Genomic DNA, 25,878 nt, shown 5'->3' on the forward strand with positions numbered 1-25,878 from the left:
TGTTTCCCCCATTCACATCGTACTTCGCGATATATCTACATCAATCATAATCTAAATCGATTAAAAAATATAGTTATACGAATTATTTTATTATGAACCAAATGCCATCCCAATTAAGCTAAGAGCGGCAATCCCATTGTTCAACATGTGTGTAGCTATTGAATACTGAATTTGCTTGGTCTTCTTATAAACAACTGCCAATGATATACCCATTAACGAATATTGAATAAGAGCAAAAATTTGGAAATCTTGATAAACGTGGAAGTAGCCAAATAAAACACCCGAAATAATGACATTAAACCACCAAGGTCCGTCTTTAAAAAAGTAGTTCAAAATAATGCCACGAAAAATTAGTTCTTCGACCAACGGTGCAACAAAGACGGCCAGGACAACGACAAAAACAAGTGCCGCGCCCCCTTTTTTAGCCATTTCCTCTAGTGCGACTTGATTACTAGCGATCATCTTTTGATGAGAAAAAACATACTGTAAGGCGACTGTTACCATACCAGCCCCAAGAATCATGGCATAACCATAGCCAACCCAAGCTAGTTTGTCACCACGAAACGGGTGTAAGTTTGTCTTGGGAGCCTTTCTTTTGACTGCATAAGATAATATCCAGACTGTTATCGCTGTTAATATAGCGGCAACAATTAACATCACCGCAATACCAATGGGATGATTTTTATCAACACCCAACCAGTTTACGACTCCCACTCTACTGTAAGTACTACCTAACTGAATAACAAAATCTAAAATAACCCCAACAACTACCCAAATGATTCCAGTTATCAAGCTGCCGACTTGATTAATCTTTTTCATGTTCATCCTCCTGATTTTTTGGTTGCAGCGCTAATGATAACACTGTTATCAAAATCGTGAATAGGACAAACAATACAAACAAGGCGACACCAATCACCCATGTTGGCCAATTTGCTATTTTTGCAAACCAGACAAAACCAATAAAAACAATAACAACGATAAAACTCGCACCAATTTGAATTGCAAAACGCATACTAGTCTTCACCTACCAATACAAATTGATCTAATATTTCGGCAATCGCACCTTCATTATTCGTGCGTTGCGTTACAAAATCTGCTGCTGCTTTAACTGATGTAATCCCATTAGCCACACTAACACCTAATCCTACGGCGTTAATCATCTTTAAATCATTATTATTATCACCAGCAGCCATTATTTCAGAAGGCTTGATATCTAGTCTCTTACCTAATAATAATGAAGCACTCCCCTTATCAACGCCTTGCAAGTTAAACTCAACATAACGTCCTGATGAATACGTTGCTTCAACACTGTCACTGCCTACTGTCTCAAGAACAGCATCATGTATTTGTTTTTGAATGGTAGCATCCTCATTTTCAAAAATCACTTTCATAATTGGCTGTTCATGGTCTAAAAATGATAAATCGAGTTGATTGATTTCTTCATATGTCACGCCGCGAGTTGCCATATAATGTTTATCTGACTCGTTAAGATCATAAATGAATAATTTATCCACTGTGTAAATATGAACGTCAATTTGGTTGCTCAAATAGCCCGCAGCAACTATCTGCTTTGCTAGGGATACTGGCATATCTTGCGTGGCTATGACACGATTACCATGATTTTCAACAATCGCAGCGCCATTGTATGAGATAACATACTGGTCTGCTTGATCAAATAATCCTAACTCTTTTAACATATTTTGGACAGATTTAAATGATCGGCCGGTATTAGGAACAAACTTAAATCCTTTTGCCGTTGCTTGCTTAATTGCACGCATATTTTCTTTGTGAATCGTACCATCATCATTTAGAAATGTTTCGTCTAAATCGGATACCAACATTTTATAACTCATTGACTACTTCCTCTACGTCACATATTTTCTTTATTCTACCAGAAAAAATCCATTTACTTGTGGCGATCTTTAATATAAAAAGAAATAATTTAAAAAATTCTAGTATCTTTCACATATACTTTGACTTGCATAGTTCACTGTGCCATATTTAATGTTAGGTTAATAAAAGGAGACATTTTATGCGTAATTTTGTAAATGAATTTAAAGACTTTATCATGCGTGGTAACGTTTTGGACTTAGCCGTTGCCTTTATTATGGGTGCTGCTTTCCAAACAGTTGTGACATCAGTCGTTGATGACTTAGTTATGCCCTTAATTGGTATTATTACTGGTTCAATCTCATTTTCAACGATTGTTTGGCATGTCGGTTCAGCTAATATCAAGATTGGATCATTCATTGGTACATTGATTACATTCTTATTGACGAGTTTTGCCATCTTCTTGATTTTGAAGGCTATCCGCAAAGCGCAATCACTAGCTAAAAAAGATGAAGAGGAAGAAGAAACTGAATTGGTTGTTCTTCAAGAAATTCGTGACGCACTAGCAGAAAAGAAAGACTAATTTTTTATTTTCAAACAGGAACGCCCTTGATATATAGGCATTTGTCTATGCAAGGACGTTCTTTTTATTTTGTCAAGATGTTGAATTTATTTATTATATTGGCTAATATAGTTATCAGCTGATAAGCTCACTCATGTACTTTATAAGATGAGTATTTAGAGAAAATATAATCCTGAAGGAAGAAGGACTACCATGGTGATTATCACAGCTGGTATGATCGGTGTCGGGAAAACCACACTAACTGATTTGATTGCAAAACATCTTAATACACAGGCCTTTTTTGAGCCTGTAGGTGAAAATCCTGTTTTGCCTCTTTATTATGCAGATCCAAAACAATATGGATTTTTACTACAAATTTACTTTTTGAACAAGCGTTTCGCAATGATCAAGAAAGCTTTATCGGATGATAATAATGTCTTAGATCGTTCTATTTACGAAGATGCGCTATTCACCCAAGAAAATCATCGTGAAGGTAACATCTCTGATGCTGAGTTAAATGTTTATATGACATTACTTAAAAACATGATGGATGAAATCCAAACGATGAAAAAAGGTCGTCCAGACTTAATGGTATTTGCTGATGCCGACTTTGACACCATCCTTTACCGTATTAAAAAACGCGGTCGCGATTATGAGCAATTCGAAGACAATGCTGATTTACGACAGTACTACTTTAAAATGTGGTCAGCCTATCAGAAATGGTATGCAGATTATGATGCTTCACCAAAAATGAAAATTGATTTGCAAAAATATGATCTTGAAAATAAAGACAGTCAAAAAATTGTTTTACAACAAATTGACGACCGTCTAAAAGAATTAGAAACTGTTTAATTGATTACACAAAAGTAAGTGAAACCATAAATTTAAGGGACGTTAATCTACCAAGTTAAATTGGTCAGATTGACGTCCCTTTTAATCTCTAATATGCTTTTTACTTAATGAAAACTGTATGCCCCAACAAAATCAGGTAGAACATCTGTATCCGCTATGTTAGCAACTTGAACCTGTTGTCCAGGCTCAGAAGCAATAACATATTGCCCATCACCAACATAAATAGCGACTTGCCAAGTGGCACCATGACCACCCCAGAATAATAAATCACCTGGCTGTGCTTCAGACAAAATATCTGATTCACTTTGGACATCCTGTGTTGCAACATAGGCCTCTTCAGCGACCGTATATGCTGGAATCGAAACACCAGCCGTTCGATATGCTTTTGCTACTAATCCTGAACAATCTAATCCAGCAGCAGTCTTACCACCCCACACATAAGGAATATCTTGTGAGGCATATTTTAATGCTGCCGAAACAATATCATTTCTTTGGGTCTGTGTTAATGTGCCAGTTTCAGCATTCCGCGCACTCAGCGTCTGTACATTTGATGAACTAGCATCTTTAGTTACCGTATCTGCGCTACTTTGCTTAGTTGGTAAGGCATCTAGCACAACATCACCATTAGACATCACCTGGCTGCCACTTGTCGTTGTCTCATGACTTTGTTGATTCTCTATTGGTGCACTTTCCAAGGATTGTACATCAGCTTGCATATCTGATTGTAAGGTTGCCGATGTTGTAGTTGCAGTGAAATCACGCACAGATTGTGGTACTAATTCAGTATCAGTATAGGCTGACTGTTCCTGTGCATCGTCAACTACCGTTGTATCCGCTCCGTACGTTGCTGTATCTGCCGTTGCATCAGTTACATCATACTGTGTGTCATAATTAGCCGTTTGGGAAACCTCATCTGTGCCAGCAGTTGGCACAGAGATTGACTGCCCAATTTGTAACATGCTAGTATCAGCGTCTGGATTAGCCGCTTGTAGTTCAGCAATTGAAATTCCGGTAGCAGCTGCTACTTTTGCTAATGTATCACCATCTTTAATCGTATAAGCGCTCGTTGCATCCGACTGTGTACTATCACTATTTGCTTCAGAAACCACAGCATCTTCAGCTGGTGTCGTTGAAGCATCAGTTTCTGTTGTATCCGTTGTTGAATCATCATAATATGATGATGTTGTCTCATCAGCTTGACTAGAGGTAACTAGCGCTTCTGTCATTGCTTCAGATGCTACATTGTCCACATCATTTGTCGTTTTTTTATCAGCATGCTTGCTCGTATCCGTAAAGGTCGCAATTGCTGATTTTTTTGATCCCTTTTCTCGAAGAACATCTGACTTTGTTGTCACTTTACCATGATTCTGTCCAGATGCTACTTCTTGAATAAAGTTCGTCACACTCTGAAATTGCATCACATGTTCCGAATCAGGGGCTAAGTTCACAGCGCCCCTGACTGCAGCTTGTACATCCGGAACTTGTGTGGTTGCCACAACACCCAGTGCGCCAACAAGACCAGTTGTGATCACCTTTTTTGAAACCTGTACCATAGGCATAACTCCTCTCAAATCCTAATCGTTAAACCCAGGTTTAAATACACAGACACCAGCTTATATTTAAACTTTATTTAACATCTATATCATACCTTAATTTTCCTTAAATTTTTAGGGGAAACTTTGTTCGCCTTTGTTATAAGCAAAAAAGAGACATCAATTTAACCATCTTGGCACAATAAATCAATGTCTCTTAAACTTTTTGTATTTTCGTTTAACTCATATTAATCTATCGGAAAAAGACGTGTCGCTTCCACTGCACGTTGCCATCCCTTATAAGCATGTTGCACTTGATTTTGTCGTTCAGCAATAGGTTCTTTTAGCTGTAGATGGTTGGCAGCTGGTAAATTAGCTATATCTTCCCAAAAACCAACACCTAAACCAGCTAGATATGCTGCACCCAATGCAGTTGTCTCCAATTGCTCAGGTCGCTTAACCACTGTATTAATTAAGTCAGCTTGGAATTGGTGCAAGTAATCATTTGCAGCAGCCCCACCGTCAATAACCAAGTTTGTTATATCAATATTTGTATCGTCCTGCATAGCCTCTAATACATCTCGTGTTTGGTATGCAATTGATTCCAATGTGGCTCTCACAAGGTCTTCCTTAGTTGTCGCACGAGTTAGACCAAACATAGCTCCGCGTGCATTCTGATCCCAATAAGGTGCCCCTAAACCAGCAAAAGCAGGCACTAGGTAAATCGGATCAACGTGTTGTTCACGGGCAATTTCGGCCAATGCTGCAGTTTCTTTGGCACTCTTAACCAGTTGTAACCCATCACGTAACCACTGAATAGCCGCACCCGCTATAAAGACAGAGCCTTCTAGAGCATAAGTTACTTGCCCATTAATACTGTAGGCAATTGTCGATAGCAGTCCATTAGTTGACGTTGCAATTTCTTGGCCTGTATTCATCACAATAAATGAACCTGTGCCATATGTATTCTTAACATCCCCTTGCTGAAATGCTTGATGACCAATCAATGCCGACTGTTGATCACCTGCAATTCCCGCAATCGGTACTTGAATACCAAAGAAAGCATATTCGGCGGTATAACCAAATATTCCTGAGGAATCGCGAACTTCAGGCAACATCGTGACGGGAATATTGAATTTCTCGAGTAAATCTTGATCCCACTCTTTTAAATGTATGTTAAACAACATTGTACGCGATGCATTTGAATAGTCAGTCGCATGAACATGCCCATTAGTTAATTTGTATAACAACCATGAGTCAATTGTCCCAAATAACAACTCGCCTTTTTCAGCGCGTTCTCGTGCACCAGGTACATTATCTAACAGCCACATAATTTTTGTCGCTGAGAAATAGGCATCGACCCATAATCCTGTCTTCTGATAAATGTAGTCCGTCAATCCTTCAGCTTTTAACTCTTCAGCAATTTCAACACTTTGTTTTGATTGCCAAACAACTGCTGGCGCAATTGGTTCACCTGTTAAACGATCCCAAATAACCGTTGTTTCACGTTGATTGGTCAATCCAATACCCGCAATTTTATACGGCGGTATATTAGCTTTAATGACAACCTCAGCCATTACTTGGCGGGCATCTTCCCAAATACCATTCGCATCATGTTCTACCCAACCCGGATTATTAAAAATCTGGGGTAACTCTTTTTGCGCCGTGGCAACTACTTGCCCGTCGTTATCAAACAACATTGCTCGTGTACTTGTTGTACCTTGATCGAGCGCCAATATATATTGATCAGCCATCTATCTCTATAGCTCCTACTTTTATTTTTCAATAACCAATAATTGATTATGCCCCTCATGACAAAAAAAAGATGAAACACATAACGTGCTTCATCTTCCATTGTACGAAATTATTTCTCAGAACGCAAAACGCCACCATCCATGAAACGATCGGGTTGCATCTCGTTAACAACCACTTTAACATTTTCACGAGGCACACCAATGTGTTTCTCAAGAGCTGTTGTGACATCCGTCATCATCGCTTTTAACTGCTCATCACTACGTCCTGCAACCAAATCAATATGAACTAATGGCATTATATACGTCCCTCATTATCTTTCTTATTGTCTACGTCAATTTTATCAGCTTCTTCACTGATATTCAACGCATCCGTAATCTGTGCCTTAGCAGCCGTGCGCTCATGCCTAATTTGCGACTGTAGGTCTTCATTCCAGAAATTATTAGAAACTTCAACAGTACTAACAATATTCACAAATGCATCGACATCCACAGATTTAATCAAATTTTGCATTTCTGTCAGCTCATAACGTGATAGAACCATCATTAGTGTTGTATTAGGTTCTTGCGTAAATGCACCACGTGAAGGCATCACCGTAATACCACGAACTAATGCTTCCTGTAAGGCTTTGATGACCTCATCCGGATGGCTGGTAACGATAAACGCTGTTAACTTTTGATGACGTGTATGAATAGCATCTACGGCAACAGATGTGGCATAAATACCTATAATCGTATACATCGCATTTTGCCAACCAATAAAGGCACCAGCAACGATGACAATGAAACCATTAATAAACATATTAATCGAGCCAATTGATTTCCCAGTTGTCTTTTGGACAATCATGGCGACAATATCCATACCACCGGTAGAAAAGCCCATTTTAAATGTTAAACCAATTGAAATACCTAATAATAGGCCACCAAACAAACCTGCCAAAATTGGTTCTTGGGACACCAAAGAAGATTTAGGTAATACAATTTGCATAAACGAAGCAGCAAAATTATTTAAAAATGATAAAATTGTAAACTTTCGTCCTGCAAAGATCCAGCCAGCAATCGCTAGCGGGATATTTGACCCCATAATAATTGCCCCAACTTCAATATGTATCCCAACTACTGAATCAAAAAACAAACTAATTAATTGTGCCACACCATTGAAACCACCTGAAAAGATGTTGTTTGGGATGAAAAAACTATTCATTGAGATGGCTACAAGAACGGCTGCTAAAACAAATACAATCGTCTTCATACCATACTCACGTACACGTACCATTGTCACAACATCTGCCTCCTATCTTAAACAAAAATCATCTATCCATTATCACACAAAAAAAGGCATTATTCCATACACAAAGCCCATTTATCGCAGTTTTTTAACTTATAAACAAAACAACAGCTAGATATAACCGATTTGGCTATATCTAGCTGTTGCTACTTAGTTAATCATTAAAACTTGCTAAATACTTCATATTTTTCTCTTCATCAAAGTCCTTTTCAGACTTACCGATGACAATTGATGCCGTTGAATTTCCAACAACATTAACTGCCGTACGTCCCATATCGATCAAACGATCAACACCGGCAATAAAGGCTAATCCTGAAGGCGGTACACCGATTGATGATACCGTGGCCAAAAGTACCACGAACGATGCCCCTGGCACACCAGCCATTCCTTTTGAGGTAATCATTAGGACAACCAATAAGGTCAACTGTTGGACCAATGATAAATGAATATTATAGGCCTGTGCCATAAATAGCGCACCAATTGCTTGGTATATAGCGGAACCATCAAGATTAAATGTATAACCTGTTGGCACAACAAAGGAAACAATTCCTTGACTGACTCCGAACTTTTCCATCTTTGACACAATTCTTGGTAATGTTGCTTCTGAAGATGCGGTTGTAAAGGCTAAGATAATTTCATCACGCAATACCTTAAATAAGGTAAATACACGAACATTATAAATTTTCAACACAATACCCAAAATAACAACCATAAAGAAAATCATTGTCAGGTAAGAAACAAATATAAAGTATCCTAGTGACTCCAATGACTTTAGTCCCATCTGAGCAACTGTCGCACCAATCAAGGCACCAACACCAATAGGTGCTAACTGCATGACCCAATTTGTAACTTTAAACATGACCTCTGCCACTGCATCAAAAAGATCAATAATAACTTGCCCTTTTTGCCCAATTGCTGCAGTTCCTAGACCAAAGAACACCGAGAATAAGATAACTTGTAGCATGTTACTCTCTGATAATGATGCAAAGAAATTAGTTGGTACGATATCCATTATCGTTGCCCAAATACCACCATCACTGGCTGATTTTGCCGTCGACAAGTAATTACTAATATTGGTTGCTTGCAAGTTGTGCACGTTGACATTGGCACCTGGTTCGAAAACATTTCCTGCAATCATTCCTAATATAATTGCAATCGTTGATAGTACTTCAAAGTAAATCAACGTCTTCAATCCGACGCGACCTAATTTACGGATATCACCCATCTTTGCAATACCAACTGTTAAACTAGAAATCACGATTGGCAACACAATCATTTGAATTAGCCCAATAAACATTGTTCCAATATTTTGCATTGCCGTGATAGCCGTCTTATTCTTAAAGAAGATGACCCCCAGAATAATACCTACAATTAAGCCAATAACAATTCGCCAACCTAAACCAATACTACGTTTTTCTCTCTTAGTTTTTCTACCAACACTCACAAACTTAACCCCTCTAACGTATCATCTTATCTGCAAAAAAAACCAACCCACAGAGGTTGGCTTTTTACTAATAGTTTACCCTTATTAGTTGCGGCGTGCTTCTGGAATACGAGCAGCCTTTCCGTGCAATGCACGCAAGTAATACAACTTGGCACGACGTACACGTCCATGACGAATTACTTCAATTTTTTCAACACGTGGTGAGTGCAATGGGAATGTACGTTCCACACCAACACCACTTGAAATCTTACGAACAGTGTAAGTAGCTTGGATACCAGTACCCTTACGCTTGATAACAACACCCTCAAAAATTTGGATACGTTCGCGTGAACCTTCGACGATACGTGCGTGAACACGAACTGAATCTCCGGCACGGAACTCTGGGATATCTGTACGTAATTGGTCAGCAACCAACTTCTCTAACAAAGCGTTTTGACGCATAATTAAATCTCCTCTTCGACAATCATTGCACCACTCGGCCAGCGGATTATCGGGTTTTATTTTGTGCTATAAGCACTGATTAAAATAATACCACATTAATAATCTGTTAACAAGCCATGACTAGTTGATTTGTTCTTCTTGTTTGATTTCTTTTAGCAATTTTTGATCCGCTGGCGTTAATTCATAATCAGCCAGTAAGTCTGGTCGTCGTTGATAGGTACGACGTAACGCCTCTTTATGCTTCCATTTTGCAATATTGGCATGGTGACCAGATAGTAGCACATCTGGCACTTTCAAGCCTCTAAAATCAGCTGGCCGTGTGTATTGTGGATATTCAAGTAAGCCAGTTGAAAATGATTCATCGACAGCAGAACGTTCATCCCCAAGAGCCTCATCTAATAGACGTACCGTTGCGTCAACCACAGTCATCGCCCCTAGTTCACCACCAGTTAATACAAAATCTCCCAAAGAAATTTCATCATCAACTAACGTCCGGATACGTTCATCATAACCTTCATAATGACCTGCGATAATCGTTAGATGATCTTCTTGAGCTAGTTCCTCGGCAATGGATTGATTGAAAGTCTTACCAGCTGGATCCATCAAAATCACTCGACCACGATTGCCAGCTTCCTTTTCCACGGCATCCATTGCATCAAATAATGGCTGTGGCATTAATAACATGCCTTGCCCACCACCATAAATTTCATCATCAACCTTGTTGTGCTTATTTTCTGTATAATCTCTAAAATCAGTCACATTAAAATCAACCAAGCCCCGTTCAACTGTTTTACCAATAATAGATTCTCGCATTGGCGCAAACATATTTGGGAATAGGCTTAATATATCAATTCGCATTTTAAATTTCCTCTAACAAATTTACTTTGGCAGAACCATCATCTAGATCAATGTCAGTAACAACATCCGCAATAAATGGCAAGAATAGGTCTTCTTTACCTCGTGCACGAACAACCCAGACATCATTTGCTGGTAATGGCATGATTTCACTCACCTGACCAAGGTTTTCATTTGTTGCATTATCAATAACATTCAAGCCAATAATTTCATGATAATAATATTCATTATCAGGCAAGCCCTGTTGCAACTCGTCAGTCACAAAAACCTCGCACTCTTTGTATTGCTCAACGTCATTAATATTTGCCATATCAACGAAACTAACCAGCATAAATTGTTTATGCTGACGTGCTGTCGCAATTTGTACTGTTACATTACCTTGTTGTGCTTGAATAACCAAACTTTGGTTCTTTTTAAAGCGTTCTGCAGGAAAATCTGTCGTTGGCACAATGCGTACTTCACCACGAATACCGTGCGTATTAACAATTTTACCTACTTTATAAAGTGCCATGTTTTCTTCCTTTTCAATAGTCATATTAATTGTAGTATACCAGTAAAAGAAAACTAACTGAATAGGAAATCTTGAGAATTATCTGATAAAATCTAACTAATAACGGCATTTTAAGGAGAGCAATCAATGAGTATCAACCTTTATATCGTCAGGCATGGTGAAACGTACATCAATAAATACAATCGTATTCAAGGCTGGACTAATGCCCCACTCACCGAGAAAGGCATCCAAGATGGCCAAGCCGCCGGTGATCGCCTACAACACGTCATATTTGATCGCGCTTATTCTTCTGACTTGGAACGTGCAGTAACAACGGCTCAAATGGTTTTAGAACAAAATAACCATACTGATGCCTCATTATTGCAATCCTTACCTGAATTAAGAGAGCAATTTTTTGGTTATTTTGATGGTATTTCTAACAGCATTGCGGCGCAAGCGATTACCAAACAACATGGATTACCTACGACAACAACGTTTGCCCAGTTAACTCGTCAACTTGGTCCATTCGAAATAATAAATGCCATTCATGAAGCCGACCCGACTGGGGATGCCGAAACAGCTGCTATATTTTGGCAACGACTAATGAGTGGCTTTAAGCAAATTGCTGCCGAAAATCCTGAAAATGCAAATGTACTTTTAGTTTCACACGGCAGACTATTGAGTACATTAGGTCAACACTTTGCACAACTTGATGGTGACCATGCGGAACCCGATAATGGTGCGGTCAGTCTTTGGCAACTAACTGGTGATCATTTAACATTACGCGTCTTTAATGACTTAGAAACTATCTGGTAAATACGCAAAATAAGAGAATTTTGGATGCCAATTAAAACATATTAATAGTTAAAAGGCACAAAAAAAGGAATCCAAAAATGGATTCCTTTTTTGATGTATCAAATTACTTTGAATACTTTGCATCATGGTACTTTGCCATAATGCCTGCATTTGATAGCAAGTTCTTAACAGTATCTGATGGTTGTGCACCATTGTTCAACCATGACAAAACTAGCTCTTCGTCTAATTTAACTTCTGATGGTTGTACAAGTGGGTTGTAAGTACCCACTGTTTCAATAAAACGACCATCACGTGGTGAACGTGAATCAGCAACAACGATACGGTATACAGGGTGCTTCTTTGAACCCATGCGCTTTAAGCGAATTTTAACTGCCATATTTTGAATAATTCCTCCAATTGTTTTCTACATTTATAACTATAACAGACTTAGCAAATGCTGTAAAGTGATTTTCCTTTACACTTTAAAATTAACGACGCTTTTTCTTGTTCTTACGAATTTTACGTGCCATTTGTTTCATTGCGATGTCGGCCATCTTACCTTTCATACCGCCACCAGCTCCTGGGAATCCGGCACCATTGGCACCATCACCCATGGCGTTCATCATTTGTTCCATACCAGCCATGTTACCATTCATCACACCGCTCATCATCTTCTTCATCTGATTAAATTGTTTAACCATACGATTGACTTCGACCACTGGCCGACCAGCTCCTGCTGCTAAACGGCGCTTACGTGATGGATTCAAAACATCTGGATTTTCACGTTCTTCAGGTGTCATTGACATCACAATTGCGCGAATATGTGCCATATCTTTCGGATCAATTTTGGCATTCTTCAAGGCTGGATTATTCGCCATACCTGGGATCATTTTCATAATATCTTCCATTGAGCCCATATTTTGCAATTGATCCATTTGATCAATGAAATCATTGAAATCAAACGTATTTGATTTCATTTTTTCCATTGTTTCATTAGCTTGCTTCTCGTCGTAATCCTTTTGGGCCTTTTCAATCAAAGTTAATAAGTCACCCATACCAAGAATTCGACTAGCCATCCGGTCTGGATAGAAAATATCCAGATCGGTCATTTTTTCTCCTTGACCAACGAACTTAATTGGCTTACCAGTCACCGCACGAATTGACAACGCAGCTCCACCACGGGTATCACCGTCCAACTTCGTCAAAACAACACCAGTGATATCAAGGCGATTATTAAATCCTTCAGCTGTCTCAACCGCGTTCTGACCAGTCATCGCATCGACAACCAACATGATTTCATCAGGTTGCGCAATATCCTTAACATCAGCCAACTCTTGCATCAGTTCTTCGTCAATTTGTAAACGACCAGCCGCATCAATGAAAACATAGTCCGACTTTAACTCAGCCGCTTTTTCCATTCCTGCTTTAACAATGTCACGTGGATTAACATCTGTACCCATATCAAATACGGGCACATCAATTTGTTCACCTAATGACTTTAATTGATCAATGGCAGCTGGACGATAAACGTCGGCTGCAATCATTAATGGTCGTGCATTTTGTTCATTTTTTAATTTCAGTGCTAACTTACCAGCTGTCGTCGTTTTACCAGCACCTTGTAACCCAACCATCATAATCACTGTTGGTATCTTAGGTGACTTATTAAGTTCTACGGCTGACTCACCCATCATTGCCGTCAACTCATCATTAACAATTGAGACAATTTGTTGGGCTGGATTAAGTCCGTCTAAGACTTTAGCACCAGCTGCTTTTTCACGAACACTACGTACAAAGTCCTTAACAACTTTAAAGTTAACATCGGCTTCCAATAGTGCTAGCCGGATTTCACGCATCGTCTCGCGTAAGTCTGCGTCTGTAACTTTTCCTTTACGACGTAAGCCACTCAAGGCTTTCTGTAGTCGATCTGTTAAACCTTCAAAGGCCATTGCTTTACTCCTCTTCTAATGTCAATAATCTCGATGCTAAGCGAATCAATGCTTCATCATCAGGATAATTTTGTTGAATATAGTCATTCAAGTGGTCAGCTGCTTGTTGTCTATTTTGATAGTCACCATACAAATGTAATCTGTCTTCATAATTCTCTAGCAACTGGGTACTTCTTTTAATATTATCATAAACTGCTTGCCTAGAAACTTGATATTCTTCAGCAATTTCACCCAGAGAATAATCATCCGCATAATATAGTTGCAAATAATTATTTTGCTTTACTGTCAGTAAGGGCTGATAGAAGTCAAACAACATATTAAGCCGCATACTTTTTTCTAGTTCCATTATTTTGACTCCGTTAACAAACTACCAAATAGACTCTTGGCAAAGTCATTTGCCTCAAATGGTTGAATATCCGTAACCTTTTCACCTAATCCAACCCATTTAACTGGTAAGTGCAACTCATTTCGAATTGGTAGCACAATACCACCTTTAGCTGTTCCATCCAACTTTGTTAACACGATACCGGTCACATCAGTTGAATCCTTAAATAGTTTGGCTTGTTGTACAGCATTTTGACCAGTTGTTGCATCTAATGTCAATAATACTTCCTGTGGTTCATTTGGCAATTCACGTGTAATAATGCGCTTCATTTTTGATAATTCTTGCATCAAATTAACATTATTCTGTAAACGACCAGCTGTATCAACAAATAATATATCGGCCTGAGTATCAATAGCCGTTTTAACACCATCAAAAACAACTGACGCCGGATCAGCCTTCGATGATCCAGTCACAACAGGAATATCGTTACGCTCACCCCATGCGACTAATTGTTCAGTGGCACCAGCTCTAAATGTATCGGCAGCCGCCAAAACAACTTTTTTACCGGCCCGCTTATAATAAGCAGATAGTTTCCCAATTGTGGTCGTTTTACCAACACCATTAACACCGACCAACAAAATCACAGTTGGTCCTTCAGGTGCAAAGTGCATTGAGGCATCTTCATTAATTCCCTGGCTACGATATAGATCAACCAGCTTGTCAATAATTACCTCAGAAATTTCTTGCTTACTTTTAGCGTTTTGTAATTTAACTTCATCGCGTAATTCATCTGTTAATTGTAATGCTGTTTGCGCACCAACATCGGCACCAATTAGTGTTTCTTCTAAGTCGTCAAAGAAGTCTTCATCGACTGAGCGAAAATTGGCCATAAAGGCATTCCAACGTTCAGACCAAGTCTTCTTAGTCTTTTGTAGACCAGTATCTAGTTTTTCACTATCATCTTCTGTTTCTGTTTCTGTTTCTGTTTCTGTTTCTGTTTCTGTTTCTGTTTCTGTTTCTGTTTCTGTTTCTGTTTCTGTTTCTGTTTCTGTTTCTGTTTCTGTTTCTGTTTCTGTTTCTGTTTCTGTTTCCGTAGTATCGGCCTTGGGCAACTCAATGTCAATTGCTTCCCCAGGTGTTGGTTGTAATATTTCAACAGCGACAACTTTTACTGGTGGCATCCCATTTTCCCAATTACTGGGGTATAAGATTTCAACTTCAACTTGTTTGACTGGCTTCTTTTTAAAAAAATCAAATAATCCCATGATTATTCATATCCCCCTAGTTTTCTACCAGTGTTTCATCCAGATCAGTCAAATTAACTGAAACCATGGTTGAGACTCCTGGCTCTTGCATTGTTACACCGTAAAGCACATCTGCTTCCGTCATAGTTCCTTTTCGATGGGTGATGACAATAAACTGTGTACGATGGTTTACTTCATGAAGATAACGTGCAAATCTATCAACATTCGCCTCGTCTAACGCAGCTTCAGTTTCATCAAGAATTGCAAAAGGCACTGGCCTAACCGCAAGAATTGCGAATAATAAGCTAATTGCGGTTAGCGCTTTTTCACCGCCTGATAACAAGCTCATTTGTTGGAACTTTTTTCCAGGTGGTTGCGCCTTAATATCAATACCAGTGGTTAATAAATGTTCTGGGTCTGTTAGGACCAATGAGGCTTGCCCGCCACCAAACATCTTAACAAAGATTTTAGCAAACTGTTCTGCAATTGCATCAAATGTTGATTGGAATCGTGTAATCACTTCCGTATCCATCTCGGACATTGTCTCTTGTAAATTATCTTTAGCCGCAATTAGGTCTTGCTTTTGTTGTGTCAGAAAATCATACCGTTCTTTAACAGTTTTATACTCATCGATAGCATTCAAATTAACATGACCAATTTCATCCAAGCCTTGTTTTAACAATTTCAACTTTGTCCTAATTGTCGCAATGTCAAGATTTAACATCTCAGATTTTGCAAACTCAAATGACGTGTCATAAGTTGTTTCTAGCAACTGTTCATTAGTATTAATAGATGATCGGAGTTCACCCAAACGACCATTGTATTGCGAAATCTTCGTCAGCATTTCACTAACTGTATCTTGGATAATACTTAATTCACTGTTCGTTGTATCATATTGCTCCTGAACTTGCTGTAACTCAAATTTTAGCGTTTCCAAATCCTGTTCGGCGGTCATTTTCTGTTGTTGCACATCTTTTAGTTGTTGTGCCAAACGTTTTTGAACATCATTCTTATCTTGCTTCAAATCAGTAATTTGCCGCTGAATGGTTTTAACCTGATCTTGTTCAGCATTTTTCTGCTCAAGTAAGTCTTTTTTTCGAGTAGTCAATGAAGATAACGTTGCCTCAGCTTTAGCAAAAGCTGATTTGAAGTCACTGATTTGCTGATCTGCTTGTGCAATCTCAAATTCCAGGTCCGACCGTTGCCGCAAATAGTCATCCAAATTCTGTTGCAATTTTTGTTGTTGCGCAGACAACTCAGCAATAGACTGTTCGTTTTGATCAACAGATGCTTTCTTGTGCTGAGAATCAGCAGCCAACTGATAGTCATATTGTAACGCAGCCTGCTCCTTTTTGACTTGTTTGAGCGTTGATTTTGCTAATTGTAAATTAGCCTTATTATTTTGCCATTCTTCGTTAGCTGATAACACTCGTGCCTGCTGTTGATTGAACGCTTCTGTAACTTCCTTAAGCTGCTGATCGATTTGTTTAACTTGCTGTTCTAGAGCCAGCGTAGCCTGATGTAATTCAGACTCTTGTTTCGTTAATTGGTCGATTTCAGTTTTTTGCGAAAGTAAACCATTACCATGCTGACGCGTGGCTCCTCCGGTCATTGATCCACCAGCATTCATGATTTGTCCATCCAAAGTAACTAAACGGACACGATGTTTTAATTGCTTAGCCATCGGAATAGCTGCTGACATATCGGTAACAACCACTGTGGTTCCTAATAGGTTCGCAATAATATTTTGATAGGCCGCTGCTGTTGTCACTAAGCTTGATGCAACCCCCACAAATCCAGGTAGGTTCTGAACCGTTGCTATCTGATAATCAGGTAACTGACGTGCTTTAATGGTCGTTTGTGGCAAAAAAGTAACCCGCCCTAAACGATGTTTAGCCAAATATTGAATGGCCGACTTTCCAGCCTGTTCATTTTGAACAACAACATGTTGCAATGCTGATCCTAATGCTGTTTCAATGGCAACCCGGTGTTGATCATCAACCGAAATCAAGTTCGCAATAACATCTTGAATGCCTTCAAATTGCTGTTGCGCCTTCATCAAGTTCTTAACACCTTGATAATAACCATCGTAATTTTCTGATAAGTGTTGTAACGATTGCAAACGTGTACTTAACCGTTGTTCCTGCTCCATCTTTGTAAACCAAGCTTGTCGCTCAGTATTACGTTGTTGCTCCAACTCTTGGCCTTTTTTCTTAAGTTCTTCAAATGACCTTTGAGCCTCGGTTAATGTTTTCTCTGTCTGATCAACATGTTGATTTTGCTCTTCAACCAGACTGTTCGCATCAGCTAACCGTTGATCGATTTTCGCTTGGCGTTGGCGTAGTCGTAATGATTCTGCATCACTACGTTGGTTTTCTTGAGCTAAATAATTCTGCTCATTTTTAGCACTCGTTAAATCTTGCATAATAGCAACTAAATCATGACGAACTTGCTCAATAGTGGTATTGAGCTTTGCTAATTTAGTTCGCGGATGACTATCAGTTGCTTGCTGGATTGCTTGTTGATAATGCGTATACTTAGCCTGCTGATCCGTTAGCTCTTGTAAACATGTTTGATATGTTTCATCAAGTGAAGTTAAACGCTCAGTTGCTACTGTTAAACGATTATTTAAGTCAGTCATTGTTTCAGTTCGATTTTTAAGACGTTCTGACTGCAAATTTTGTTCACCAGTCAATTGTTCAACTTGCTTGATACTTTCTAACAAGACTTCTTGCAGTTTTTGTTGTTTTTCATTTAACGCAATTTGTTCTTGCCTAAATTTTTCCAGCCCTTTTTTCTTAGTATTCACAACCTTTTGTTGCGTATCATAGTCATCTTGAACTGTTGTTAATTTGGTCGTTAACTCATCTTTTTCTTGATACCAATCAAGTAACTCAAGCACAATTCGTGATTGATCCAACTGATCATAAGAGGCTTTGGTTGTTAAATAATCTTGCGCTTTTGCTGATTCTTGCGCCAATGGTTCAACGCGTCCTTGTAATTCATACAAAATATCTGTAATACGCGTTAAATTATCATGGACATCGCCTAGTTCTTTTTCTGCTTTATCTTTATTTTGTTTATATTTATAAACACCCGCAACATCTTCAATAATACTGCGTCGTTCAACTGGTTTCGCGCTAAAAATACTTTCAACACGCCCTTGTGAAATAATAGAAAAGCTTTCACGGCCTAGCCCTGAATCCATAAACAATTCATGAATGTCCTTCAGCCGTACCTGAACCCCATTGATTTGATAGTTTGAATCACCATTGCGGTATAACGTTCGTGTGATTGTGATTTCTGAATAATCTGAATTTAAATAATGGTCAGTATTATCAAAAGTTATCGCAACTTCAGCACGATTTAAAGGCGCCCTTTCTGACGTACCACCAAAAATAACATCGGCCATTTTATCACCGCGTAATCCCTTGGCAGACTGTTCACCCATTACCCAGCGAATTGCTTCAATAATATTTGATTTTCCTGATCCATTGGGGCCGACAACCCCGGTAATACCTGGCATAAATTCAATTTTAGTTCGTTCAGCAAACGACTTAAAACCAGTTATTTCCAAAGTTTTTAATTTCATTTCATAGTCCTAGTTGTTCATTAAAGTTTGGTAAGCTTTTCGGGCAGCCGCTTTTTCAGCGTCCTTGGTAGATTTACCTTCACCAGTTGCTAATGGTTTACCATCAACGGATACTTGTATCGTAAAGACTTGTTCATTATTAGAAATAGCTCGCTCATCAAGCTTTTCATAAGAAATTTTAACTGTTCCATGTCGTTGCAAAAATTCTTGTAATTTAGATTTATAATCTACAAATTGATCATAGAAACCTTCATCAATCTTGACAAACATAATTTCTTTCAAAAAGTCCATAACAACTTTTTGTCCTTGATCTAAGAACAAAGCACCGATGAATGCTTCCCATAAATCTTCTAACAATGAATCTCGATTTCGGGCCCCAGATAATTCTTCTCCACGACCTAATTGCACATAACGATCTAGATGCAACTCACGTGACAAAGCTGCGAACGCCCTTGTTTGGACCATTGAAATCCTCAACTCTGTCAATCGACCTTCATCCCAGTTTGGAAAACGTTTAAATAAGTAGACCGCCGTGGATTGTTGCATAATAGCGTCTCCTAAAAACTCAAGACGTTGATAATCGCCCCCAGTGTAACCCGGGTGCTCATTGATATAGTTTGCTTGTGTTAGCGCTTCTTCCAACAACTTTAAGTCATTAAAATGAATGTGGTGTTCTTTTGCTAAGTCTGCTTGTAATTGTTTAAACATAGTCCTACCTTCTTTTATATATACACCTTTCTATTATACCAGACATTAATTACCTATATTATTTTTTAGTAAAAAAACTGAGATAGAATTTCTTCTACCTCAGTTTATATGCTATTGCCTATTTTAATATGACAATTAACAAATTTACTTAGCGCGTGCTGCAATGTAATCAACAGTATTATTAACTGTAATTAACTTTTCGGCGTCCTCGTCTGAAATTTCAGCACCAAATTCGTCTTCCATTTCTAAGACTAATTCAACAAAGTCAATTGAGTCTGCATCAATATCTTTTGTTAAGTTAGTTTCACCAGTTATACTAGCTGGATCTAATTCAAAATGATCAGCAACTAATGTGATTACCTTATCTAAAATTTCCTGTCGTTCCATGATAACTACTTCCTATTCTTAAATCATTTATCCTAAGCGTATCTTATTTTTATCGCAACGTCTAATCTACTCAGCCGATTTTGACAAATCAGACTTATGCTCTGCAACAAATGCCTCTGTCTTTGAAACAAGGTCAGTTTCTAACATAGTATGTATCTGTCCCATTGTGTTGGCAACTGCACTAGGCCCAGCCGAACCGTGAGTTTTAACAACTGGTGCTTTAACTCCAATAACGACTGCTCCACCATGTTGCGAATAGTCTAACTGTGACTGAATGTCTTTCATGGCTGGTTTCAACATTAATCCAGCTAATTTAGTTTTGACATTACCGTCTAGAATAGCATGCTTAATTAAGCGTAGCATTGCAAGAGCTGTTCCTTCAGTTGCCTTCAAAGCTGCATTACCTGAAAATCCATCGGCAACCACAACATCTGCTGGACCTTGTAGCAGGTCACGAGATTCTACATTTCCTACGAAATTCAAATAAGACTGTGATGCACCATGCTTTAACAGTTGATGTGCTTCTTTATGAATTGGATCACCCTTATCTTCTTCGGCACCATTATTCAATAGTCCAACACGCGGATTATCATACCCTAGAACCTCTTGCGCATAGAATGAGCCTAAAATACCATATTGATATAAATGAGTTGAGCGGTTTTCAGCATTCGCACCAACGTCCATCATAGCAAAGGCATCATGTGGACCATCAAGCGCTGGTAAAACTGTCAATAGCGCTGGACGGTCAATGCCGCGTATCCGACCTACCGTGAAAATACCGACCGCTAGTAAGGCACCAGTATTTCCGGCTGAAAAGATCGCTTCTGCTTCCCCATCTTTAACAGCTTGTGCTGCCATAACTAAAGAGCTTTGCTTTTTACGACGAATGGCTTTAACTGGTTCTTCACCCATCTCTACGACTTCATCAGATTGTATTAACGTCAAACGTTCTTCATTTTTCACTAATGGCTTTACTTTATCTAATTGACCAAATAGCAAAAATTCTGTATCCGGCATTTTATCACGTGCTTGTTCAATACCAGCTACGATCGCTTCGGGTGCATTGTCTCCACCCATTGCATCAACAGCAATTTTATACATAATTGACTCCCTCACGGATTTATTTCTTTTTATAATTGCAATACTATAAAATGTAACACATTTTATCTTTCTGGTAAAAATATAAAGTAACTTTTAATCAAAATTACTATATCGACCCATTGTTTCTGATAACATTTCAGCTAATCCGGCCATCTCTGATGATTTATCCCAATCAGGCTGTGAAACAATTTCAATCGCTTCTTCCTGGGCAACGTTCATCATAGCCAAGTCAGCAATGGGGTCACCAACTCTAAACTCTGGTACACCTGATTGACGATTTCCTAAAACATCACCTGCACCACGTAATTCTAAGTCCTCTTGAGCTAAGACGAACCCGTCGGTCGTCTCAACCATCGCTTCCATACGATCAATACCATACTGAGTTTTGGGGTCGCTTACTAAGAAAGTATATGCTTGCCGTTCACCACGCCCAACTCGACCACGTAATTGATGCAGTTGCGATAAGCCAAATCGATCAGCATCCAGAATCAACATCATGGTTGCATTTGACACATCAACACCAACTTCAATCACGGTTGTTGCCACCAAAACCTGAAATTGGTTCGCTTTAAACGCTGCCATAATACTATCTTTTTCTTCATTCGATAACCGTCCGTGTAATAAACCAACGTTAAACTTAGGAGAAAAGTAGGCCGACAGTTCTTCATAAACCGCTTGCGCATTTTGAACATCCAACGTTTCAGATTCCTCAATTAAGGGTGTCACAACATAAGCTTGGGCACCCGTCGCTAGCTGCTCTTTAACAAACTGAATAGCCTTTTCGAATTTATTATGACGTAACCAATACGTTTTAATTGGTTTACGACCGGCTGGTAATTGATCAATAATCGACACATCCATTTCACCATATGCTGTAATAGCTAAAGTTCGTGGAATCGGTGTCGCAGTCATAGCCAAAATATCTGGGTTGACTCCTACTTTTCGCAGGGTTGCCCGTTGCTGCACACCAAAACGATGCTGTTCATCGATAACTGCCAGGCCAAGATTGTGAAACGCAATATCTGGTTGAATCAACGCATGTGTTCCAATCAAAATATCAATATCACCATCCGCTAAATCTGATAATATTTGTCGCCGAGCTGCCGCTTTAGTCGCCCCTGTTAATATTTCGACGCGAACTTCATTTGGATTAAAATAATTTCCTATCGTGCGCGCATGTTGTTGTGCCAGAATTTCAGTTGGAGCCATTAAAGTTGCCTGCATCCCAGCAGTAATCGTTGCGTACATCGCTAGTGCAGCAACAACTGTCTTTCCTGACCCGACATCACCTTGTAGCAAACGATTCATATGTACAGGTCTTCGCATATCACGCACAATTTCGTTGACGACCTTTTTTTGTGCAGTTGTTAATTCAAAGGGCAAAGTCTTAATAAACGCCTTTAACTTTTGGTTATCAAAGTCCACTGAACGTCCTTGATTTTGTCGATCCATCTGTTTGATAACTTGCAACCGCATTTGAAAAACAAAAAATTCCATAAACGATGCAGTACGACGCGCTTTTTCGGCCATGATTTCATCATCAGGTGCATGCATACCAAAAATGGTATCGTGATAATTCAATAAGCGGTATCTACGTCGAATATCTGCTGGCACAATTTCCTGTGTCAGTAAGTCACCATATTTACCTAAGGCCTGAAAGACTAAATCTTTAATCGTACCTGCCTTTATCTCCTTTGAAGAAGGATAAATAGCTTCTAACTCATTTTCGTTGTTTTTAGGCATGATTTTAATAGCCGATAAACTTTGATGAGTCTTACTATACGTGCCATAAACCGCAACTTCTTCACCAACCACAATATTTTTCTTTAACCAAGGCTGGTTAAAAAAAGAAATTTGAATCGTATCATGCGATACCGTTAGCCTAAAGGTTAAGCGTGTCTTTTTAAACCCCATCCGGCTAACAACTGGCGGGGACGTGACCAAGCCTTTAAACGTTACTTTTTCGCCATCCAGCGTTTCAGAAGGTAATTTTTGTGCTAAATCATTGTAACGCCTTGGATAATACGTTAATAAATCATCAATTGTAAACACACCCAATTTGTTAAGGGCTTGTTCACGTTTTGGACCAACACCTGACAATTCTGCAATACTATCCATTAAGCTTGGCATATTCCCCCTCCTTTCTGACTAAACGACTAAAAGGTCCTTAGTAACTTATGCACCAAAGACCTTTTAAATAAATTCTGACATGTTTTTTATTGTGCATTTAAACTGAATAACACATTAGATCACTATTCAACTGATAGCAAAATTGGGTATAGTGGTTGACCACCATCATGAATTTCAAATTCTAATTCATCATCTAGTGCTTCACCAGCTGTCTGTAGCGCTTCAGCTGCATTAGCTGTTGCATCCTGACCATAATAAATCGTAACCACTTCTGAATCTTCATCGACCATTTTTGCCAACAATTCTGACGCAGCTTGATCAACATTTGCATCGGGAACTGCAACAACGATTTCGCCGTCTAATAGACCAATGGCATCCCCAGCTTGGATAGATAACCCATTAATCGTTGTATCACGAACAGAAGTCGTCACCGATCCAGACTTAACTTCAGGAATCATTGCAGACATAGCTGCTTCGTTCTCATCAAGTGACTTCAATTGGTCATATCCTAGAACAAGCGCTGTCAATCCTTGTTGAATCGTCTTCGTTTTCACGACTTTAACAGGTACATCGGCTAGAGAAACAGCCTGTTCAGCTGCCATAAAGATATTACCATCATTAGGCAATATAATTGCACTTGCCGCATGACTATCTTTAATGGCCTGCAACAAATCTTGTGTTGCAGGTGCTTGTTTACTATCAATAATGACAGTTGCTCCTGCAGAAGCGAAAATTTCTTTGATACCTTCCCCTGCAGCAGTTGTAATAATTGCTATTTCAGGGCCATTTTCACTACCTTCATCAGCTGATTGAGACTTTTGTTCAGCTGCAACACTAGCTGCTTCAGCTTGCTGATTACGCATATTATCTACTTTAACTTTACGTAGTGACCCAAATTGGGTTCCCCAGTTAATAACATCACCTGGGTCCTCTGTATGAACGTGAACTTTGACAACATCATCATCGTTAATGACAAGTAATGAGTCACCCAAACCAGCAAGATGATTATAAAATGTATCATAATCAAATTTCTGATTATAGGTCGTTCCCTTAGCAATATCCACCATAATTTCAGTACAGTAACCATACTGGATATCTTCTGGATTCAATTCACCTTGCACACCAGCGTTGTGTAATGAAAGAACCATCGCATCAAGATTAGCATTGTCTAACTCGGTTTTTACTTCTTGACCAGACAATACGGCGTAAAAAGCACTCAAAACAATCACTAGTCCTTGACCACCAGAATCAACAACACCAACTTCTTTTAAAACTGGCAATAATTCTGGCGTTGAGGCAAGAGCTTTTTCAGCTGCCTCTAATGCATCACCCAAGACCTGGGTAGCATCATCAGTTTTTTTCGCTGTCTGATTTGCGGCTGAAGCGGCCTCACGAATAACTGTTAAAATAGTTCCTTCAGTTGGCTTCATAACAGCTTTATAAGCTGTTTCAGCACCACCCATCAAGGCATCCGCTAAATCACGAGCTGACAACGTTTGCTTATCAGCAATTTTAGCCGCAAAACCACGGAATATTTGAGACAAAATAACTCCCGAGTTTCCACGAGCTCCCATCAATAGACCTTTTGCCGTTGCTTGAGCTAACTTACCGAGATGGGTATCATTTTCATTACGTTCGTACTCGGCACCACTAGCCATCGACAAAGTCATATTGGTTCCTGTATCTCCGTCAGGAACGGGGAAAACATTCAATTTATTTATTTTTTCCGCATTATTTTTTAACGCATCCGCTGCTGCGTTAATCATTTTACCAAACTCATCGTTGGTAATTGTCGTTACAACTTCCACAGTATTTAACTCCTTATAACCAGGCTAATCCCCTAGCATACGTACGCCTTGAACCGTCACATTTACCTCACTAGCAACAATGCCTAACATAACGTTCAAATCATTTTTAACACGTGATTGTACACTCTTAGAAATTTCGGAAATTTTCATGCCATATCCAACAATAATATGAACATCTACCGTGACACCACCATCTTGTTGGCGAACAACAACACCCTTTGAGAAGTTATCACCGTTCAATATCTGATTCACACCATCACGCAACGGATTTTGACTAGCCATACCGACAACACCATAGTTATCAGTTGTTGCCCCACCTACAATCGTTGCAATGACGTCATTTTCAATTTCAATAGCACCTTGTGCTGTTTGGATCTTTACTGCCATTAGAATGACCTCCATATAAAGCTAATACTATTCTACCACAAGCTTGGCATTAGTACCGGCTAGTAATCGCCGCAATCATTTTTATGCCGTATAAAAGAAAAAAGCTACCAAACGGCAGCTTTTTATCTTATACACGCTCAATTGAACCGTTCTTCAAACCAGCCTTCAAAGTACGAGCTGATAGGTACACCTTCTTAGGTGCTGAACCGTTAATCTTAACCGTTACTTTTTGCAAGTTAGGCTTCCAGCTACGATTACTTGAGTTAAGGGCGTGTGAACGTTGCTTACTAAAACGAGTACGCTTTCCATTGACTACATCAACTGCCATATGTTTACCCTCCAATCTTAAGCTCTTTTAAATTCAGTGCTTTTATTTACTTGAATAATAATACCAAACCCTTACACAATAA

Annotated in this window: 26 protein-coding genes; 3 read left to right on the forward strand and 23 right to left on the reverse strand. The window is 39.0% G+C overall.

From position 1 onward, the window contains the following. Positions 1-90: 90 nt before the first annotated feature. Genes FOL01_RS07065 through FOL01_RS07075 form a run of 3 tightly spaced genes read right to left on the reverse strand, consistent with a single transcriptional unit; the run spans position 91 to position 1,853 of the window. On the reverse strand, positions 91-819 hold the full coding sequence (locus FOL01_RS07065; protein WP_083603461.1) for a CPBP family intramembrane glutamic endopeptidase: 729 nt from the start codon (positions 817-819) through the stop codon (positions 91-93). Beyond that, a complete protein-coding gene (locus FOL01_RS07070) occupies positions 806-1,012 on the reverse strand; it encodes a hypothetical protein (RefSeq protein ID WP_075269970.1) in 207 nt (68 codons plus the stop codon). Before FOL01_RS07070 ends, FOL01_RS07065 begins: the two co-directional genes overlap by 14 nt. 1 nt (position 1,013) lies before the next feature. After that, positions 1,014-1,853: a Cof-type HAD-IIB family hydrolase gene (locus tag FOL01_RS07075; RefSeq protein WP_075269971.1), complete on the reverse strand. Its 840-nt coding sequence runs from the start codon at positions 1,851-1,853 to the stop codon at positions 1,014-1,016. 179 nt (positions 1,854-2,032) lie between these two features. On the opposite strand from FOL01_RS07075, the gene mscL reads away from it, so the two are divergent. Beyond that, on the forward strand, positions 2,033-2,413 hold the full coding sequence (gene mscL, locus FOL01_RS07080; protein WP_075269972.1) for a large conductance mechanosensitive channel protein MscL: 381 nt from the start codon (positions 2,033-2,035) through the stop codon (positions 2,411-2,413). Positions 2,414-2,605: 192 nt separating this feature from the next. Continuing rightward, positions 2,606-3,244, forward strand: coding sequence for a deoxynucleoside kinase (locus FOL01_RS07085; protein ID WP_075269973.1), 639 nt, complete (start codon positions 2,606-2,608; stop codon positions 3,242-3,244). A gap of 104 nt (positions 3,245-3,348) precedes the next feature. Here FOL01_RS07085 and FOL01_RS07090 read toward each other — a convergent pair whose 3' ends face one another. The 8 genes from FOL01_RS07090 to rimM form a co-directional block, all read right to left on the reverse strand. After that, positions 3,349-4,797, reverse strand: coding sequence for a C40 family peptidase (locus tag FOL01_RS07090; protein ID WP_075269974.1), 1,449 nt, complete (start codon positions 4,795-4,797; stop codon positions 3,349-3,351). Positions 4,798-5,024: 227 nt separating this feature from the next. After that, the gene (gene glpK, locus FOL01_RS07095) at positions 5,025-6,530 is read right to left on the reverse strand and encodes a glycerol kinase GlpK (RefSeq protein WP_075269975.1); all 1,506 of its coding nucleotides are present in this window, start codon (positions 6,528-6,530) and stop codon (positions 5,025-5,027) included. A gap of 110 nt (positions 6,531-6,640) precedes the next feature. Beyond that, the gene (locus FOL01_RS07100; RefSeq protein ID WP_075269976.1) at positions 6,641-6,826 is read right to left on the reverse strand and encodes a 2-hydroxymuconate tautomerase; all 186 of its coding nucleotides are present in this window, start codon (positions 6,824-6,826) and stop codon (positions 6,641-6,643) included. Continuing rightward, on the reverse strand, positions 6,826-7,803 hold the full coding sequence (locus tag FOL01_RS07105) for a YitT family protein (RefSeq protein WP_075270631.1): 978 nt from the start codon (positions 7,801-7,803) through the stop codon (positions 6,826-6,828). The genes FOL01_RS07100 and FOL01_RS07105 overlap by 1 nt, the downstream gene beginning before the upstream one ends. A 166-nt stretch (positions 7,804-7,969) precedes the next feature. Continuing rightward, positions 7,970-9,259, reverse strand: a complete 1,290-nt coding sequence (locus FOL01_RS07110; RefSeq protein WP_075269977.1) for a dicarboxylate/amino acid:cation symporter — start codon at positions 9,257-9,259, stop codon at positions 7,970-7,972. Between the two features lie 84 nt (positions 9,260-9,343). Continuing rightward, on the reverse strand, positions 9,344-9,700 hold the full coding sequence (gene rplS / locus FOL01_RS07115) for a 50S ribosomal protein L19 (RefSeq protein WP_075269978.1): 357 nt from the start codon (positions 9,698-9,700) through the stop codon (positions 9,344-9,346). Between the two features lie 120 nt (positions 9,701-9,820). Beyond that, positions 9,821-10,558: a tRNA (guanosine(37)-N1)-methyltransferase TrmD gene (gene trmD / locus FOL01_RS07120; RefSeq protein ID WP_075269979.1), complete on the reverse strand. Its 738-nt coding sequence runs from the start codon at positions 10,556-10,558 to the stop codon at positions 9,821-9,823. 1 nt (position 10,559) lies between these two features. Next, positions 10,560-11,066, reverse strand: coding sequence for a ribosome maturation factor RimM (gene rimM, locus FOL01_RS07125; protein ID WP_075269980.1), 507 nt, complete (start codon positions 11,064-11,066; stop codon positions 10,560-10,562). Positions 11,067-11,192: 126 nt separating this feature from the next. Here rimM and FOL01_RS07130 point away from each other — a divergent pair, with 126 nt between their 5' ends. Next, on the forward strand, positions 11,193-11,861 hold the full coding sequence (locus FOL01_RS07130; RefSeq protein ID WP_075269981.1) for a histidine phosphatase family protein: 669 nt from the start codon (positions 11,193-11,195) through the stop codon (positions 11,859-11,861). A 103-nt stretch (positions 11,862-11,964) separates the two neighbouring features. Here FOL01_RS07130 and rpsP read toward each other — a convergent pair whose 3' ends face one another. From rpsP to FOL01_RS07190, 12 genes are all read right to left on the reverse strand, one after another. Beyond that, a complete protein-coding gene (gene rpsP, locus FOL01_RS07135) occupies positions 11,965-12,237 on the reverse strand; it encodes a 30S ribosomal protein S16 (RefSeq protein ID WP_075269982.1) in 273 nt (90 codons plus the stop codon). 91 nt (positions 12,238-12,328) lie between these two features. Next, positions 12,329-13,786: a signal recognition particle protein gene (ffh, locus tag FOL01_RS07140; RefSeq protein WP_075269983.1), complete on the reverse strand. Its 1,458-nt coding sequence runs from the start codon at positions 13,784-13,786 to the stop codon at positions 12,329-12,331. 4 nt (positions 13,787-13,790) lie between these two features. Next, positions 13,791-14,132 carry a putative DNA-binding protein gene (locus FOL01_RS07145; protein ID WP_075269984.1) on the reverse strand — a complete coding sequence of 114 codons (342 nt, stop codon included), beginning with the start codon at positions 14,130-14,132 and terminating at the stop codon, positions 13,791-13,793. Further along, positions 14,132-15,376 carry a signal recognition particle-docking protein FtsY gene (gene ftsY, locus FOL01_RS07150; RefSeq protein ID WP_075269985.1) on the reverse strand — a complete coding sequence of 415 codons (1,245 nt, stop codon included), beginning with the start codon at positions 15,374-15,376 and terminating at the stop codon, positions 14,132-14,134. Before ftsY ends, FOL01_RS07145 begins: the two co-directional genes overlap by 1 nt. Before the next feature lie 16 nt (positions 15,377-15,392). Beyond that, positions 15,393-18,947 carry a chromosome segregation protein SMC gene (smc, locus tag FOL01_RS07155; RefSeq protein WP_075269986.1) on the reverse strand — a complete coding sequence of 1,185 codons (3,555 nt, stop codon included), beginning with the start codon at positions 18,945-18,947 and terminating at the stop codon, positions 15,393-15,395. A gap of 9 nt (positions 18,948-18,956) precedes the next feature. Continuing rightward, entirely contained in the window at positions 18,957-19,655 is a 699-nt protein-coding gene (gene rnc / locus FOL01_RS07160; protein ID WP_075269987.1) for a ribonuclease III, read from the reverse strand. A gap of 144 nt (positions 19,656-19,799) precedes the next feature. Further along, complete coding sequence (gene acpP, locus FOL01_RS07165) at positions 19,800-20,042, reverse strand: acyl carrier protein (RefSeq protein ID WP_075269988.1); 243 nt, start codon at positions 20,040-20,042, stop codon at positions 19,800-19,802. A 66-nt stretch (positions 20,043-20,108) separates the two neighbouring features. After that, positions 20,109-21,143 carry a phosphate acyltransferase PlsX gene (plsX, locus tag FOL01_RS07170; protein ID WP_075269989.1) on the reverse strand — a complete coding sequence of 345 codons (1,035 nt, stop codon included), beginning with the start codon at positions 21,141-21,143 and terminating at the stop codon, positions 20,109-20,111. A gap of 93 nt (positions 21,144-21,236) precedes the next feature. After that, the gene (gene recG, locus FOL01_RS07175; protein WP_075269990.1) at positions 21,237-23,273 is read right to left on the reverse strand and encodes an ATP-dependent DNA helicase RecG; all 2,037 of its coding nucleotides are present in this window, start codon (positions 23,271-23,273) and stop codon (positions 21,237-21,239) included. Positions 23,274-23,395: 122 nt separating this feature from the next. Further along, a complete protein-coding gene (locus FOL01_RS07180; RefSeq protein ID WP_075269991.1) occupies positions 23,396-25,081 on the reverse strand; it encodes a fatty acid kinase ATP-binding subunit FakA in 1,686 nt (561 codons plus the stop codon). A gap of 24 nt (positions 25,082-25,105) precedes the next feature. After that, complete coding sequence (locus FOL01_RS07185) at positions 25,106-25,468, reverse strand: Asp23/Gls24 family envelope stress response protein (protein ID WP_075269992.1); 363 nt, start codon at positions 25,466-25,468, stop codon at positions 25,106-25,108. Positions 25,469-25,595: 127 nt separating this feature from the next. Further along, positions 25,596-25,796 (reverse strand): large ribosomal subunit protein bL28, encoded by a 201-nt coding sequence (locus FOL01_RS07190; RefSeq protein ID WP_075269993.1) that lies wholly within the window; start codon positions 25,794-25,796, stop codon positions 25,596-25,598. Positions 25,797-25,878 lie beyond the last annotated feature (82 nt).

It is taken from the genome of Weissella thailandensis (genome assembly GCF_001932615.1).
Taxonomy (GTDB): Bacteria; Bacillota; Bacilli; order Lactobacillales; family Lactobacillaceae; genus Weissella; species Weissella thailandensis.